General features: G+C 71.8%; 6 protein-coding genes. 2 read left to right on the top strand and 4 right to left on the bottom strand.

What is annotated here, in order from left to right:
• Positions 1-14: 14 nt before the first annotated feature.
• On the bottom strand, positions 15-4,715 hold the full coding sequence (locus ACE3T5_RS07860; protein WP_374666224.1) for a hypothetical protein: 4,701 nt from the start codon (positions 4,713-4,715) through the stop codon (positions 15-17).
• 160 nt (positions 4,716-4,875) lie between these two features.
• Positions 4,876-5,157: a hypothetical protein gene (locus ACE3T5_RS07855; protein WP_374666222.1), complete on the bottom strand. Its 282-nt coding sequence runs from the start codon at positions 5,155-5,157 to the stop codon at positions 4,876-4,878.
• Between the two features lie 190 nt (positions 5,158-5,347).
• On the opposite strand from ACE3T5_RS07855, the gene ACE3T5_RS07850 reads away from it, so the two are divergent.
• Positions 5,348-6,331 carry a hypothetical protein gene (locus ACE3T5_RS07850; protein ID WP_374666220.1) on the top strand — a complete coding sequence of 328 codons (984 nt, stop codon included), beginning with the start codon at positions 5,348-5,350 and terminating at the stop codon, positions 6,329-6,331.
• 8 nt (positions 6,332-6,339) lie between these two features.
• Here ACE3T5_RS07850 and ACE3T5_RS07845 read toward each other — a convergent pair whose 3' ends face one another.
• Both ACE3T5_RS07845 and ACE3T5_RS07840 read right to left on the bottom strand, forming a co-directional pair.
• On the bottom strand, positions 6,340-6,906 hold the full coding sequence (locus tag ACE3T5_RS07845; protein WP_374666218.1) for a histidine phosphatase family protein: 567 nt from the start codon (positions 6,904-6,906) through the stop codon (positions 6,340-6,342).
• A gap of 63 nt (positions 6,907-6,969) precedes the next feature.
• Entirely contained in the window at positions 6,970-8,565 is a 1,596-nt protein-coding gene (locus tag ACE3T5_RS07840; protein WP_374666216.1) for an MFS transporter, read from the bottom strand.
• 204 nt (positions 8,566-8,769) lie between these two features.
• Here ACE3T5_RS07840 and ACE3T5_RS07835 point away from each other — a divergent pair.
• Positions 8,770-18,136, top strand: a 9,367-nt coding sequence (locus tag ACE3T5_RS07835; RefSeq protein WP_374666214.1) for a YDG domain-containing protein, incomplete at its 3' end; no start/stop codon positions are given.

Raw genomic sequence — 18,136 nt, 5'->3', positions numbered from 1 at the left:
CGGCACCCGACGATTCATGCGGGCGGCGCGGCCTCGACAACCTCCGCGATGCGGGCCGCCATGCAGCGGAAGCCCGCTGCCGAGGGATGCATGTTGTCGAGCCAGCCGGCCGCCGGATCCGCGGGTGCCAGGCGCGCGGCCGTGCCGCGCAGATCCACATGGTGCACGTTGTCGAACTCGCGCGCGACCCTCATCAAGGTGATGTTCAGCCGGTCGATCAGCGTGCGCATGATGCGCGCGGTGGCGGCTACGTCCACCCGTCGCCGGTCGTCCGGGGCCGCCGGGTCCCGGTAGCCCAGGTCGTGGAACGGGTGCCGCAGCCACTGCGGAAAGCCCTTGTCCACCGGCACCGGATGGTCGTAGCCGTGCAGCAGCACCGGCACCCGGCAGGGCTGGCCGTTCGGCAAGGTGCGGATGCCGCGGATCAGCGTGCGGTAGTGCGCGGCGATGCCTTCCAGGTGCACGCGCAGCGCAGCGCGATCGACGGCGGCGCCCGGCGTGCCGCAGGGGCGCACCAGCTGCTTCAGCACGCTGTTGACCGAGTCATTCCCGCCGCCTGACAGCACGATAGACCGCAGGCCTTCCGGCAGGTAGCGATCCTGCAGGTCCTGCCTGAAGTCCGCGATGCGCGCCGCCATGTCGGCCACGCGCAGCCAGCGGGCCGGGCGGCAGTAGTCGTCGGGCGCGTCGTAGCCGAAGTCGCGCAGGGCGTCCTGCAGATCGATGCGGCCCAGCACATACCCCAGCCACGAGTCGCCCCAAGCGATCACCAGGCCTTGTCGCGTGCCGGGCGCCGGCAAGGGGACCGGGCAGGCCGCGGCGTTTTCCCACAGGCGCTTGTCGTCGTCGCCGGGGGATGGAAGCGGGGACGCGCGTCGCCGCAGCTCCCCCCGGACCTCGAACACCTGCGGCTGCGGCAGCGCACGCAGATCCTCCGCGCGGCCCACCAGCGCCGCCAGCGTGCCCAGCATCGCGGCGATGCCCTGGTGATAGCCGGGGCAGGCATGGGTGGGATGGCCCGGCCCCTCCTCGCGCACGCCACCGAACATCAACCGCCCATCCGGCAGGCCGTCCACCAGCGATTCCTGCGTGCCGGACACCATGGCCGTGACGATGCGCTCGCCCGGCTGCACGGTGACCGCATGGGCGCCCTCGCCCAGCACGAAGGCCTGCCGCGCCTCACGCCAGCCGATCTGCGGCATGGGCCGCATGCGCGCGGCGGCGGCCATGGGTTCATGCAGCAGCGCGCGGGCATCGGCCAGCGTCGCGAGCGTCGCCATCGCCTGCCCGGCGTGCAGGCTGCGCAGCCGCGCAAAGGCGCCGTCGCGATGCCATTCGCGCAGCACGTTCAGCACCGCACCGATGATCGTGGGCGTGAAGCCCATCAGCACGCCCACCAGCGTGCTGGCGATGAACTGCGGGTCGTCCGCGTGATGCGGATGCCGCCAGGCCGCCGCCGTGATGGGCGCGTCGCCGCCGCCCGGCGCCTGCGGCACGGTGCCTGCCGCACGATGCGCGTCCACCCACTGGCGCATGGCTCGGGTCAACGCCTGACCGTATCGCTCACCCAGCTCACGCGGCACGGGCCCCGGATGCGGCTGGAACATGTAGCGCGACAGCGCGGTGAAGTGGCCCGGGTACAGCGGCCGCTCCCCCTCGCGCCACGCCCAGTCGGTACCGCCCCGCGCGAAATGCGGCCCGTCGCGCAGGCCGAACCACGCCTCGGCCAGATCGGCCAGCACCTCGTCCACCACCTCGCGCGCATCGAACTGCACCTGGAACGACGGCGCACCCGTGTCCTGGGCCTGGCGCCGGGCCTCGTCGACGATGGCGTCGAGCTTGTGGGTCGCGGCCGCGCGCGCGAGCTGGAACACGCCCTCCGGGTCCAGAGCGGCAATCGCGGCGTTGATGGGATCGGCGGCACGCCAGTACGCGTGGCCATCGGCGCTGCCGCCGTCGAAGCCGAGCGCGATGTCGCCGATGCTGCGCTGCATGCGCCGCCGCTGCCCCGAAACCGAGCAGCGATCCCGATCGCGGAACACCTGCTGCAGCAACGCGCGGCTCGCGACCAGCACGCCATACGGCGTGCGCAGCACCCCGCCGTGGTCCTCACGGATCGCGGCCCACAGGGCCGCCGCCTCCAGCCGGTCGATGGCCTCCGGGTCCTCGATGGCGGCCTTCCACGCTTCGATGGCGGTGGCCGCGTCCGCCTCCGCCCCGACGCGCTGCAGGTGCGCCAGCAAGGCCCGCCCGCGCGCGATCTGCCACGGTACGCCGACTGCGGCCGGGCGCTGCCGCGCCGCGTGCCAGGCACTCTGCCCGAGACGCGCCACCACGCCCAGGGACGGCGTGAAGAGGTACAGCCCCCAGTCCAGCCGGGTCACGCTGGCCGGCTCGTCAAAGGGGGGCGTCACCTCCTCGAAGCGCACGGTGCCGACCACTCGTGCGGCGCCGTTGCGTTGCACGAAGGGAAAGACCCGCGGTTCGCCACTCTCCGCCACGCCCACGATGGGGCAGGCCTGCCGCGACGACGCGCCCGTGCTGTTGCCGCCGACCAGCCAGCGCTGCACCACCTCGAACTGCTCGCCCAGGCTGGCGTTGTAGGCCATGAAGACCAGGCCGCGCTCGGCCTGCGGATCGGCCTCGAAGGACGGCCCCCACGACATGCCGCGGCGCATCAACCGCGGCGGCCGCGCGCCGGGCGGCATGGCCTCGCGCGGATGCGCACGGCGGATGTGGGCATGCAGCGGACACGCTTCGCCATGCGGATCCGAGCGGTAGTCGAAGTCGTTCAGCCCGCCCGGCCGGCGCCTCGGCACGAGCGGACGCCCGTCCGGATAGCGGCCCATCAGCTTGGCGAGCACCACCTCCCGCGCACTCGCCAGGTCCGGCAGACCTGCCTCTGCGTGCAGCACCTGCGCGGCGGCGTGGACGGCCGCGCGGAAAGCGGCCACGTCCTGCCGGTACTGGCGCAGCGCCAGGAAGCTGCCATTGCGCAGCCAGCCGAGACGCGTGGCCGCCACGGTGCTGAGCCCCGGGTCATCGGGCAGCGGCACCACATCGGCCACGTTGTGCCAGCCGGCCAGCACCTCGCCCAGCGGCACACGCTGCAGCGGATCGGCGCGGGTGCCCAGCACGTCGGGCTGGCCCTCGCCATCGGCGTAGCCGAAGTGCTCCACCACGCGCGGGGCGCCTTCACCATCCACGGCGATCTGCTGCCGCTTCATCGACTGCACGGCCAGGATGCGCAGGCCTGCGATGCCTGAGGCAGCGAGCCGGCGCAGCAGTTCCTGCAGCGGATGGCCTGCGTCCCAGTGGTGCACGGCCTCTTGCGCCTCTGGCGCCGCCAAGCAACGCCACTGCAGCACGGCATGCACCGCGGCCAGATCCACCTGCGCCTCCCCCGGCGGCTGATCCGCCGCGATGAAGACGCGCGGCAGCCGCCAGCGCCGCGGGTGATTCACGCGCACATCGCCCAGCAGACCGGCGCGCGCCGCCATGCCCTGGCGGAAGTCTTCCGGGAAGAGGTCCAGCGTGTCGTCGTCCAGGCCGCAGGCGCGCAGGCCGGCCGGGGTGAACGCCAGGTTGGCGAACACGGTGCCTGCGCGGGCCGCGTGATCGTGCGCGTCAGCCGTGAGCGTGGGCCGCACCGCGTCGATGAAGCGGGCCGCGGCCTCCGCGTGGTCGAAGGCCAGCAGCACCAGCAGCCCATGCGTCGTGCCCTCGTAGCCGCGCAGGATGCCGCCCTGGATGTCCGCACGGCTGGCCTCGTCCAGCGGCTGCAGCGGGGGGCGCTCGCGCCGTGGCTCCACGTCATGCCGGTCCGCGCCGCCGGGCGCGCCGTCGGGCAAGGGCGGGAACAGCCAGTCCAGCTGCCGCGCGAATCGGTTTCGGGCCTCCTGCCGGCTGTCGTCAGGCAGGCCGCGACCGTACAGCGCCACGAACTCGCGCAGCAGGTTGATGCCCGCGAGCCGCAGCGTGATGCCATCCGGCGTGCCGGGTCGGTACAGATCGGTCAGCCGATAGAGGCCGGCCAGCGCCTGCAGGCCATGGCGCGTCTGCTCCGAGAGTTCGCGCGCCTGCGCATACTCATCCAGCGGCGGCACCGGCGGATCGTCCGGCCTGGCGCCGTAGGGGTTGCGCACCGCCGCTTCGGCCGAGGGCGCCACGGCCGTCCACTCGTCTGCGGGGTGGGTCGGCCCGCGGCGGCGCATGCGCTCCAGCCGGCGATGCACCACCACATCACGCGCGGTGGCGTCGGGCGGGCCGTAGAAGAAGCCCGTCTCCACCTGCACGCGCCTCGCCCAGGCCAGCCAGGCCTCGAAGCCGTGGTCGTGCGAAGTCACGTAGTCCACCGTGCTGCAGAAGATCAGGTCCAGCAGCGGCCCCACCTCCTGCCACAGCACGCGAATGTAGGCATCGTGGCTGCCATCGAAGGTGACAGCCAGCAGCACCTGGCCCTGCGGCGCCAGCACGGCCACGCGCACCGAGTGGATCACGCCCACGCGCTCCACCGCGTCGGAGAGCAGCCGCGCGAGCGCGTGCTCATGCGCCGCTTGCCGCGCGCCATGCAGCGCGTCGAGCGTGCGCCGCACCCGCGTGGTGTAGGTCACCGATTCGAGCGAGGGCACGAAGCCCGGCCGGATGGGCGCGAGCAGCGTCAGGTCACTCGTGCCACCGAGCGAGCGGGAGGCGGGAACCAGTTCTCTTTGCACGGTGCGCCTCCGGACTGCAGGGCTGGTGCGAGGCCCGCGGCGGGGGCGGCGGGGGATCGGTGCAATCTAGCGCAGATGGTGCGAGGCGGCTAGCCCGAAGGGGGGATGCGCCGCGGGCGGGCATCCCGTGTGCGGTCCGAAAGCGCTCGGGCGCCTGCGCCTACTTCTTCTGTGGCGGCTGCGCGCCGCCTCGGGGCCCGCCGGCAGGCGCGCCCTTGGGCCGGCAGGCCAGCGGTCGACCCTCGGGCGCCCAGCAGCTGCCATCTTCCTTGCCGCGCGGCGTGGTGAAGTGGCACGCGTCACCCGACTTCTTCGCCTCACACGCCTTGATCGCCTCGGGCGGCGGGCCGGCAGGGCGATCGCCCTGCCCTTGCGGCTGCGCCTGAGCGATGACGCAGGCCGACAAGGCAGCGAGAGCGGCCAGTGCGGATCGAAGGAACATGGGCATCTCCTTGGCAGAAGCCCGCAAGTTATCGAACCACTATGGAGAAACGATGGACGCGAGCCGGTGGCCGCTGCCCGTCAGGACGTGCGGCTTTCCTGCACCGTCGCCACCAACCTGTGACCAACCGCACAGATTCCGTGTCGCCCCTCGGGTAACCTGCCGGCCAGACAGACGGGAGCAGGATCACATGAAGAACATCATCTGGGGCGCGCTGTTCATCGGCATCGGCCTCGTCACCGGGCGCTCGCTCTTTCTCGGCGTGTTCGGCTGGTGGATCCTGCTGAGGGACGTGCTGGGGGTGTGGTGGCTGGTGCAGGGGCTGTTGAGCCTGCGCGGCCGCGGGGCGGGCCCGTCTGCCGACGAAGGCCCGGCCCCGCCCGGCGTGCCCCCGGGCGTGACGGAGGCGGCGCGCTCCGTCCTCGCCGACATGCGGCGCAACTTCGGCACGCCGCAGTTCATGGAGCCGACTCAGGCCAGCCGCTACCCGCACCTGGACCTGGCCCGCTATGACGCCTACCAGGCCGCGATGGAGCGTCGCGGCTTTCGCATGCTGGGGGACTTCGAGCAGAAGGCGGTGAACAGCTCACCCACCTCACTGCTGGCGCCCACCTTCGTGCGCTGCTGTGTGTCGGAGAACGGCGACCGCGTGGTCAGCTACTACCAGGTGAAGCCCCGCATGGGCCGCCTCCTTCGCATGCTGCTGAAGGGCCTGCTCAACCTGCGCTGGCTGGATGCGCCGCGCACCTTCGCGCAGAACCTGCCGCTGCGCCAGTGCGTGGATGTCGAGACCGAATTCGACGACGGCCGCTTCCTGCAGACCAGCAATGCGCAGGTGGCCGGCCTGCTGGCGCAGCCCCCGTTCATGGAAGGCCAGTTCCTGCCCTTCGGCACCCCGCTGCCCGCCCTACTGGACCGCCATGTCACCGAACTGGCGCGGCGCCTGCACGGCGGCGCGAAGGCCGTGCCGGTGCGCAGCGCGGACGACCTGCTGGCCGTGCAAAAACGCCAGCACGCCTTCAAGATGGCCTGGCGCGAGAGCGTGCAATGGGTCACCCGCGAGGAGCTGCGCGCGATGGCCGGCAACGACGAACTGGCCGACGCGATCCACGCCGAGGTGCGCCGCATCCTGGCGGCCGAGGCGGGCGCGCAAGGGACGCCGGCCGCGGCCTGAGTGCCCACTCAGGGTGTGAAGCTGCCCTGCACCTTCCAGCCGCCCTGCGCGTCACGGGCCAGCACCACCGCCTCACCCGAAGCCGCGCCCAGGCCCGTGAGCGCGGTGATGTTGACCTGGTGCGTCACCACCACCAGCGTGTCAGGGCCCTTCCAGCGCGCCAGCAGTTCGCGCGCCCGCGCCGTCTGCGCCTCACGCGCCGCGCCATCCTTGCCGAAGAAGGAGTTGAACGCGGGCTCGTCGCGCACCGCGTTGCCGAAGGCCAGCCGCGCCGTCTCCCGCGTGCGGCACCACTGGGAGCTGATCACCTGCCCCACCCGCACGCCTTGCTCACGGAACTGCTCGCCCAGCCGTCGTGCCTGGGCGCGGCCCTCGTCGCTCAGGTTGCGTTGCGTCGCGCAGTCGCCGATGCGCATGCCAGGCGGGTCGCCCACGCCGGGGGCCAGCGCATGGCGGATCAGGACGATGGCGCCGGGCTTGCGCAGCTCGGCCCACACGTCGGGCGCGGAGGTCGTAGCGGCCGCGGGCCGCAGCCCTGCCAGAAGCACGAGGACAAGGGCAACGAGGGTTCGCATGGCGCTGAAGGTAGCCGAGCGCCAAAGACCCTGCCCCCTGCGGGCCTCCCGGGCCATTCAGCGTCAGCGCTCGGCCAGGTAGTGCTGCATCACGACCTGCTCGCCCGGCTGCAGGAACTCTCGCACCTGCGCCTCCAGCTGCTGGTCGGCCATGGTGGCCCGGGCGCGCTGGTGCAGGTAGTCGGCCCAGCTGGCCACGATGAAGCGCTCCACGTAGCGCGACGAGTCGCCCAGGTCCCGATACACCCGCCAGATGGTGGCGCCATCGCGCCGGCGCGCCGCGCGCAGCTGCGTCACGGCATGCAGGAACTCCTGCGCCTCGCCGTCGCGGATGCGGTACGACAGCTCCACCGCCACCGGGCCGTCTTCCGGCGCCGGCGGGTCCTGCATGTGCAGCTCTTCCCACAGGCCGGTGGCGGGCGTGATCTCGTGCGCGTCGCCCATGCGCAGCGGAAACGGCCGCGCCAGGAAGATGCCCCCGGCCATGGCCAGCGCCGCCAGCGTCAGCGTGATCGGCAGGCCGGCGATGCCGGAAATGGCGCCCCACAACGCGGAGCCCATGGCGAAGGCCCCCAGCGAGCTGAGGGTGTGCAGCGCCGCCGCGCGTGAGCGCACCCAGGGCGGCGCGCTCGATTGCGTGGCGGTGTTGAAGGTGGCCATCACCGCCATCCAGGCGGCGCCCCCCACCGCGAGGGATGCATAGACCACGGCATGGACGCGCACGTAGGCCGCCACGAGCATGGCCAGCGCGAACAGGATGCAGCCCACGGTGATCAGCCGCTCCAGGCCCAGCCGCGCACGCACCTTGCCCAGCACCAGCCCGGCGGCCACGGCGCCGGTGCCGAGGCAACCCATGAGAATGCCGAAGCCCGCCGCACCGGTGTTCAGCTGCTGCGCCGCGATGCCGGGCAGCAGCGCCCACAGCGCGGAGCCGGCACCGGTGTACGCAATGGCGCGCAGCAGCTGCGCCAGGATGATGGGTGAGTGGCGTGCGTAGCGCAGCCCGCTGAGCGTGCCGCCCCACAGGCGCTCGGCCGGCAAGCGTGTCTCCGGGTGGGGGCGCGGCGGCCAGCGGCGCACGGCCTGCCACATCGCGATGGTGCTGGCCACGGCGGCCGCAAAGACCCAGCCCGCGCCGAGCCAGGCGAACACGAAGCCCGCCACCGAGGGGCCGACGGCGCGCGCGCTGTTCCAGGCGATGGACATGGCGGTGATGGCCTGCGGCATGTCCTGCCGCGGCACCGAGTCGGCCACCGTGGTGTTCCAGGCCGGCGACAGCACCGCCGTGCAGCAGCCGGCCGCGAAGGTGAACAGCAGCAGCGAGGCCGGACCCGCCCAGCCCGCCATCGCGAGCAGCGCCAGCAGCACGCAGACACCGGTCTGCACCGCGAGCGCAGAGAGGATGAGGCGCCGCCGGTCCGTGGTGTCCGCCAGCACACCGGCGGGCAGCGCCAGCAGGAACATCGGCAGGAACACCGCCGTCTGCACCAGCGCCGCCAGGAACGACGAGCCGGTGAGCTCCACCATCAGCCAGGACGCCGCCATGACCTGCATGGCGTTGCCGGTGAAGTAGACGACGCTGCCCGTCCACAGCCCGCGGAAGGCAGGCAGCCGCAGCGGTGACCAGATGGAGTGCGAGGGCGTGGCAGGAACGGTCATCGGGGCAGCGCGGATTATCGGCGCTGGGCGGATCGGCTGCAGGCCATCACGGAGCGCTGGGGTCGTGAACTTCGTCGCTGATTGGCAACCTTTGGCGTGCCTTCTGCTTACAAAGCCTGTAACCGTGTGCTACGGTGTCAGTCCAGTCTTTTTCCCCGCTGCCGTTGGGGCCTTCGCTGGGAGGGCTTCGCCGGGAGAACGCCGATGCCTCGTCCTGCCGCCTCGCCCCGTGTCGCCCTCCGCGGGCGCCGAAAAGTTGCCGCCACCCCTGCCGCCGCGGGCTTCCAGCCGCGGCTGGCCGCGCTGGCGCTGGCCGGCGCGTTTTCCACCGGCGGCAGCTGGGCCCAGCCCTCCGGCCTGCAGGCGATCCATGGCGCTGCCACGGTCACCACCCAGGGCAACCGCACCACCGTCACCACCCAGAACGGGCCGGGCAGCGCGCACTCGGCGCTGAACTGGCAGAGCTTCTCGGTGCCCACCGGCACGGTGACGCAGTTCAACCAGCCCAGCGCGAACAGCACCGCCATCAACCGCGTGCTGGGGCCAGACCCCTCATCCATCTTCGGTACGCTGTCCTCGAACGGCCGGCTGGTCCTGGTCAACCCGGCGGGCATCGCCGTGGGCGCCGGCGCCGTGGTGGACACCGCGGGCTTCACCGCGTCCACGCTGCGCATGACCGAGGCCGACGCCCTGGCGGGCCGCCTGAACTTCGCATCGGATGGCACGGCGGGCCCGTTGCGCGTGGCCGGTCAGGTGATCGCCCGCGGTGGCGACATCGTGCTGATCGCACCCGACGTGCAGACCGACGCCACGGCCGTGGTGCAGGCGCAGGATGGCGCCACCGTGCTCGCCGCCGGCCAGAAGGTGGCTGTCACGGGCCGCGGGCTCGAAGGCATCCAGCTCGAAGTGAAGGCGCCGGCGGACCAGGCCGTGAACCTGGGCAAGCTGTCCGGCGACGCCGTGGGCATGTTCGCCTCCACCCTGCGTCACTCCGGTGCCATCCAGGCCACCGCCGTCACCACCGAGGGGGGCCGCGTGGTCCTGAAGGGCGCGAAGTCGGCCGAGGTGGCCGGCACGATCACGGCGGCGAAGGGTGAACAGGGTGGCTCCGTCCACGTGACCGCCGATGCGGTGCAACTGCGCGCGGCTTCGCAGATCGACGCGAGCGGACCTTCCGGTGGCGGTGAGGTGCTCGTGGGCGGCGGCTGGCAGGGTGGCGATGCTCGCCTTGCCAACGCACGCAACACCACGGCCGAGGCCGGCGCCCGCATCACGGCCGATGCCATGGCTTCGGGCCACGGCGGAACGGTCGTGCTGTGGTCCGACGGATCCACGCGGACCGAGGCCGCCATCTCCGCCCAGGGCGGGCCGCAGGGCGGCAACGGCGGCCAGGTGGAAACCTCCGGCAAGCTGCACCTCGACGCGCGCGTGGCGCCGCAGGTCGGTGCGCGCTCCGGCAGCGGGCGCGGCGGCGAGTGGCTGCTGGACCCGACCGAGATCATCATCGGCACGGCACCGCCGCCGTCCATCGAGCCGCAAGTCACCGCGGCGCCCTCCCCGCTGCCGGCGCCGACGACGACGGAAACCTTCGGCGGCTTCGCCGGCATCCTCAACTCCTACATCTCCCCCTCGGTCATCGAGGCGGTGCTCAACAACGGCGCCAACGTCGTCGTCAAGACGTCGGGGGTGGCTGCCCTGCCCACCAACGAGACCAGCATCCGCGTGGCCGAGAACGTGACGATGACCGGCGCCTCGGCGGCCACGCTCAAGCTCGCGGCGCACGGCGACGTGACGGTGGATCCGGGCGTGTCGATCCGCTCCACGGGCGGCCCGCTCAGCATCAACCTGCAAGCCGGCTATTCCGCGGATTCCCTGGTGTCCTCGCTGCTGGGCGGCTCGGTCATCGTCGGCCCCGGCGCCACGCTGCAGACCAACGGCGGCAGCCTCACACTGGAGGGCCGCGGCGCCGCGCTCACCAACACGGACGGCATCTGGATCGACCAGGCCACGCTGTCCTCATCGGGCGGCACGCTCGGCCTCTTCGGCAGCCACGCCAGCATGGACCGGCGCGGCGTGCTGCTGGATCGTGCCGTGGTGACCAGCGGGACGGGCAACCTCACCGTCAACAGCAGCACATCCAGCGTGCGTCTGGCGGGTGCCACGGTCGGCTCGAGCGGGGGCGCGATCAACATCGGGACCATCGCCACCAGCAACTACAGCGCGCTGGAGATCGGCCCGAACGTCACCGGCACGACGATCACCAACAGCGGTTCCGGCAGCATCAACCTGACCGGCGTGCTGGTCTCAGGCGGCGCCAGTGCGGGGCCTTCGGCGGCTGGCGTGGTGATCACGTCCTCGACGGTGCAGACGACGGGAACCGGCTCGACCACGATCCAGGGTGACGCAGGCTGGCCCAGTGGCGTGACGCCGGTCTCCCACGGCGTCAGGCTGGGGACCGGCGCCAGCGTCTCGGGCGCCAGCGTGCAGGTGACCGGGCGCTCCGGCAGCAGCGCGGCCTCTGGCAGCACGGGTTTGAGCATCGAGTCCGCCGCGAGCGTGTTTGCCGCCGGCAACATCACGCTGAACGGCACGAACAACAATGCCAGTTCCAGCGCAGGGACGGGCCTGCAGGTGCTGGGCAACGTGCAGTCGGGAACGACAAGTTCCGTTTCGCTCACGGGAACGCTCACCACGGGCGGCGGAACGGGAACCGGCATCGAGGTCGGCTCCAGCGCCACGGTGACCGCCGGCACGGCCGGCCTCACGGTCGCCGGTACGGTGAACTCGGCCGACGTGGCCACCGGCCTCATCGCGGCCGACCTCAGCGGTTCGCTGACCACATCGGGCATGGCCACGATCACCGGCACCGTCAACGCGCCGAGCGCAGTCGCCGCCACCGGCGTGAACCTGGCCGGCAGCCTGAGCACCACCACGGCTTCGGCCATCACCATCACGGGCAGCGGCGTGGTCACGGCCGCCACGAACCACGACGTCCGCGTGGCGGGCACCACCGTCAGCAGCGCCGGCGGCACGGTGAAGCTGGAGGGCGACCGCGTGCACGTGGCGTCGCCCGTCGCCACCAGCGGCACAGGCCGCGTCAACGTGTCACCGACGACGGCCAGCCGATCGATCACTTTGGGGGGCATCTCCGAGACGACGGCGATGAACCTCTCCGCCGCGGAACTGCTCTTCCTGAATGGCGGCCAGGCCAACGTGATCGGCAGCAGTACGCACAGCGGCGGCATCACCGTCGGCAACGTGGGCGGCGCCGTGGTGCTAGGCGCCGGCCAGCCGCTCAGCCTCGTCACCGGCCTCTCCTCCAGCATCACGCAGACCGCGCCGATGAACATCGCGCGGCTGAACGTGGACGCCGGCTCGGTCGTGCTGAACCACGGGGACAACCAGATCGGCGTCGTCAGCGGCAAGACCCTCAACGCGGGCTTCAACCTCGCGGCCAACGGGCCGGTGCAGGTGGGCACGGTGGATGGCGTGGTGGGTGTCTCCGCCAGCAGCTCGGGCAACGTGCAGATCAATGCCACCGGTCTCGTCTCCGTGAACGAGAACATGAACACGCCCGGCGGCACGATGAGCCTCACGGGCGCGGGCATCACGTTGGCCAGCGGCAAGCAGGTCATCGCGCCCACCGTCAATCTGAACGGTGCCGGCACCGGCGCCATCAACACGGGCTCGGGCTCGGTCCTGGCGTCTGGCGCAGTGACTTTCAGCAACGCCACCTCGGTGAGCGTCGGCGGCGTGTCGACTTCCGGCAACCTCAGCTTCAACGGCATCGGTGGCGCGGTCACGCAGCAGGCCAGCACGGCGATCAGTGCGGCGGGCGTGGGTGCCAGCACCGTCACGGGCGCCCTGTCGCTGGACACGAATCTCAACGCGATCGGCAGCCTGAACGCCATCAGCGCTGCCGGCGGGGTGAACATCGTCGACAGCAACAGCGGCCTCCTGGTGGGCGGGCCCGTCAATGGCGGCTCGGGCCCGGTGCGGATCACCACGCCGGACGCCATGACCCTGTCGGGCACCATCACCACCACGGCCACGGGCGACGCGGTGGTGCTGAGCGGCAGCGGCATCGCCAACGGCGTCGGCGCGGGCGTCATCTCGGCCGGCAGCGGGCGGTGGATCGTCTACACCAGCAACCCCGGCGCCAACTCGTACGGGGGGCTGACCTCCGGCAACAGCGCAATCTACAACGCCTCCCTGGCTGGCAACCCGCCCGGCACCATCCCGGCCGGCAACCGCTACGTGTTCGCGCTGCAGCCGACGGTGACGATCACGGCGAACCCCTCTTCGCGCGCCTACGACGGCACGGCCACCTTCAGCGGCCTGACCTTCACGCCCAGCGGCCTGATCGACGCCGCCGCCCACGGCAATGTGTTCCTGCAGGACACGTTCACCGGCGCACTCGGCGTGAACACGCCCGCCAAGCATGCAGGCATCTATGCCATCAACCAGGGCACCCTCACGCCGCCGGCCGGCTACGTGAGCAACTTCATCTCGGCCAACGCCACCATCACGCCCGCACCGCTGACGGTGAGCACGACGAGCGTGACGAAGTCGTACGACGGCAACACATCCGCGGCGGGCACGGCCATCGTGACCGGTGGCACCCTGTTCTCCGGCGACACGCTCGGCGGCGGCACCTTCGCCTTCACGAACAAGGACGCGGGCACGGGCAAGACCGTCAACGTCGGCGGCGTGACGGTGAACGACGGCAACGGCGGCAGCAACTACTCGCTGACCTACGCGCCCAACAACACGAGCACCATCAATCAGGCCGTGCTGACCGTGAACGGCGTCTCCGCGGTCAGCCGCCAGTACGACTCGTCCACCGTGGCCCCGCTGACCGGCACGCCGACCGTCACGCCGATCGGCGGCGACGCCGTCACCGTCGTCGGCCCGGGCATCGGCTCGTTCGCCGACAAGACCGTGGGCACGGCAAAGCCCGTGACGGTGACGGGCTTCAGCCTGAGCGGCGCGGACGCGCCGAACTACGCGATCGTGCAGCCCACCGGCCTTACGGCGAACATCACGGCAGCGCCACTCGTGGTGAGCGGCGTGACCGCGCAAGACAAGGTCTACGACGCGACCACGGCCGCCACGCTGACCGGCACCGCGGGCGTGGTTCCGTTCGGCGCGGACATCGTCTCGGTGACGGGCACGCCGACGGCGACCTTTGCCAACAAGAACGTGGGCGGTGCCAAGCCGGTGACGGTGTCCGGCTACACCTTGACGGGTCCCGACGCGACGAACTACACCGTCGTGCAGCCGACCGGCCTGACGGCCGACATCACGCCGGCGACGCTCACCGTCTCCGGCCTGGTCGCCGCGCCCAAGACGTACAACGGCCTGACGACGGCCTCCCTCACCGGCTCACCCACGCTCTCCGGCGTGCTGCTCTCGGACAGCGTGGTCGTGGCCAGCGTGGTCGCGAACTTCGCCGACAAGAACGTCGGTACCGCGAAGCCGGTCACCGTCTCGGCCGTCAATCTCGGCAGTACCGATGCCGGCAACTACGTCGTCACCCCGCCGGTCGGCCTCACCGCCAACATCAACAAGGCCAACCTGACCGTGACCGGCCTGCTGGCCTCGGACAAGACCTACGACGCGACCACAGCGGTCGTGGTGGGCTCCGGCACGCTGGGCGGCGTGATCGGCGTGGATGCGGTCAGCATCGGCGCCGTGAGTGCCGCGTTCGCGGACAAGCACGCCGGCCCGGCCAAGGCGGTGAACGTCTCGAGCGTCACGCTCTCGGGGCCAGACGCCGGCAACTACAACGCCGTGCCGCCCGTGGGCGTGACAGCCAACATCAATCCGGCCTCACTGACGGTGAGCGGCCTCACCGCCAGTGGCAAGGTCTACGATGCCACCACGGCCGTCACGCTCGGCGGCTCGCCGACGCTGGGCGGCGTGCTGCTCTCCGACGTGGTCGGCTTCGGCAGCGCCACCGGTTCGTTCATCGACAAGCACGTGGGGCCGACCAAGGGCGTCAACGTGACGACGGTCAACCTGACCGGGGCCGATGCCGCGAACTACATCGTCACGCCACCGGTGGGGATCACCGCCGCCATCACGCCAGCCTCGCTCACGATCGGCGGCCTCACGGCCAATGGCAAGGTCTATGACGCCACCACCGCCGCCACGCTGGGCGGCTCGCCCACGCTGGGCGGCGTGCTGCTGTCCGACGTGGTGGGCTTCGGCAGCGCCACCGCGGCCTTCATCGACAAGAACGTCGGGCCGACCAAGGGCGTGAACGTCTCGGGCATCACGCTGACGGGCGCGGACGCGGGCAACTACACGGTGACGCCGCCGGTGGGCCTGACGGCCGCCATCACGCCGGCTTCGCTCACGCTCAGCGGCCTGAGCGCGTCCAGCAAGGTGTACGACGCCACCGCCGCCACCACGCTGACCGGCATCGGCAGCCTGGGCGGCGTGCTGCTGACGGACAACGTCACCTTCACCGGCGCCACCGCCAGCTTCGCCGACAAGAACGTGGGCGGCGGCAAGCCCGTCACCGTCTCGGGCATCACCCTGGGCGGTACCGACGCGGGCAACTACACGGTCATTCCGCCATCCGGCATGAATGCCGCGATCACGCCGGCCACGCTCACGGTCACCGGGCTGAGCGCTTCCAGCAAGGTGTATGACGCCACCACGGCCGCCACGCTGACAGGCACTGCCAGCCTCGGCGGCGTGCTGCTGTCCGACGTGGTCACCGTCTCCGGCGGCACCGGCACTTTCGCTGACAAGAACGTGGGCGCAGCCAAGCCCGTCACCGTGACCGGCGTCACGCTCGGTGGTGCCGACGCGGCCAACTACACGGTCACGCCGCCGGTGGGCCTCACGGCCAACATCACGCCGGCCAGCCTGACCGTCACCGGCCTCAGCGCCAGCAACAAGGTCTACGACGCCTCGACGGCCGCCACGTTGAGCGGCACGGCCAGCCTGGCCGGCGTGCTGCTGTCCGATGCGGTCACCGTCTCGGGGGCCGTCGGCAGCTTCGCCGACAAGAACGTGGGCGCAGCGAAACCCGTCACCGTCACCGGCCTCACGCTGGGCGGTGCCGATGCCGGCAACTACACGTTCACGCCGCCGGCGGGCCTGACGGCCAACATCACCCCGGCCAACCTCACCGTCGCGGGCCTGAGCGCGAACAGCAAGGTCTACGACACCACGACCGCCGCCACGCTGAGCGGCACGGCCAGCCTGGGCGGCGTGCTGCTGAGCGACGTGGTCACCGTCTCCGGCGGCGCCGGCAGCTTCGCCGACAAGAACGTGGGCGCGGCCAAGCCCGTCACCGTCACCGGCCTCACGCTGGGCGGCGCCGACGCCGGCAACTACACCTTCACGCCGCCGACCGGCCTGAGCGCCAGCATCACGCCGGCCAGCCTCACGCTCGCCGGCTTCTCGGTCAGCAACAAGGTCTATGACGGCCTGCTGACCACCGGCCACACGGGCACGCCCTTCGTCAGCGGCGTGCTGGGCGGGGACACGGTCACGCTCAGCGGCGTCGGCTTCAGCTTCGCCGACAAGAACGTGGGCGCGGGCAAGCCCGTGTCACTGTCGGCGCACACGCTGGGCGGCGCGGACGCCGGCAACTACCTGCTGACCCCGCCGGTGGGCCTGACCGCGACCATCAGCCCGGCGACGCTGTTCGTGACCGGCCTCGCCGCGAACAACAAGGTCTACGACGCGACCCCCGCCGCCACCCTGGGCGGTACGCCCCTGCTCTCCGGCGTGATCGGTGGCGACACGGTCACCGTGTCGGGCGGCACCGGCAACTTCGCCGACAAGCACGTGGGCGCCGCGAAACCCGTCACGGTGACCGGCGTGACGCTGGGCGGCGCGGATGCCGGCAACTATGTGCTGACGCCCCCCGCGGGCCTCACCGCCAACATCACGCCGGCGACCCTGACCGTCAGTGGGATCAGCGCCGCCAGCAAGGTCTACGACGCCACCCCGACCGCCACGCTGACCGGCACGCCCACCCTGGGCGGCATCCTGCTGTCCGACGTCGTCACCCCCACCGGCGGCACCGGCGCCTTCGCCGACAAGAACGTCGGCACCGCCAAGCCGGTCACGATCAGCGGCCTCTCGCTGTCCGGTGCCGATGCGGGGAACTACACGCTGACCCCGCCGACCGGCGTGACCGCGAACATCACCCCGGCGTCGCTCACCGTGAGCGGCCTGCTGGCCCCCAGCAAGGTCTACGACGCCACCACCGCCGCCACGCTGACCGGCACGCCCACGCTGGGCGGCATCCTGTTGACCGACGTGGTCACGGCCTCGGGCGGCACCGGCAGCTTCGCCGACAAGAACGTGGGCGCCGGCAAGGCGGTCACCGTCTCCGGCGTCGTGCTCGCCGGCGCGGACGCGGGCAACTACACGCTCACGCCGCTGGTCGGCCTGACCGCCAACATCACGCCCGCCTCGCTCACCGTCAGCGGCCTGAGCGCCACCAGCAAGGTCTACGACGCAACGACCGCCGCCACGCTGGGCGGCACCGCCACCCTGGGCGGTGTGCTGCTGAGCGACGTGGTCACCGTCTCCGGCGGCACCGGCAGCTTTGCGGACAAGAACGTGGGCACGGCCAAGCCAGTCGCCGTTTCCGGCATCACGCTCGGCGGCGCGGACGCCGGCAACTACAACGTCACGCCCCCCATCGGCCTGACCGCGAACATCACGCCGGCACCGCTGACCGTGACCGGCCTGAGCGCCGCGAACAAGGTCTACGACGCGACGACCGCCGCCACGCTGAGCGGCAGCGCCACCCTGGGCGGGGTGCTGCTCACCGATGTGGTCACGGCCTCCGGCGGCACGGGCAGCTTCGCCGACAAGAACGTCGGCACCGCCAAGCCGGTCACCGTGAGCGGCATCACCCTGGCCGGCGCAGACGCGGGCAACTACACGCTGACGCCGCCCTCGGGCCTGAGTGCCAACATCACGCCGGCCACGCTCACGGTCAGCGGCCTCACTGCCTCGAACAAGGTCTACGACGGCACGACGGCGGCCACGCTGGCCGGCACGCCCACGCTCGGCGGCATCCTGCTCACCGATGTCGTGACGGCCTCCGGCGGTACCGGCACCTTCGCCGACAAGGACGCCGGCACCGGCAAGCCGGTCACCGTGTCGGGCGTCACGCTGGTGGGTGCCGACGCCGGCAACTACACGGTCACGCCGCCCCTCGGCCTGACCGCCAACATCACGCCTGCCGCGCTCACGCTGACCGCGAACAACCAGACCAAGACCGAGGGCACCACCTTCAACTTCACCGGCACCGAGTTCAGTGCCAGCGGCCTCGTGGGCAGCGAGACAGTGGCCAGCGTCACGCTCGCCAGCACCGGCGCACCGGCCGCCGCCACGCCAGCCACCTATCCCATCACCATCGCCAGCCCGGTCGGCGGCGCCGGGTTTGTGCCCGGCAACTACACGGTGACGCTGGTGCCGGGCGACATGGTGGTGAGTTCGACGCCTGCGCCGACGCCCGCCCCCACACCGGCACCAACTCCGGCGCCGACGCCCGCGCCCACACCGGCACCCACCCCGGCTCCCACGCCGG

Origin of the sequence: Ramlibacter sp. (genome assembly GCF_041916345.1) — a bacterium.
Lineage (GTDB): Bacteria > Pseudomonadota > Gammaproteobacteria > Burkholderiales > Burkholderiaceae_C > Ramlibacter.
This window is presented reverse-complemented; position numbering and strand designations above follow the sequence as displayed.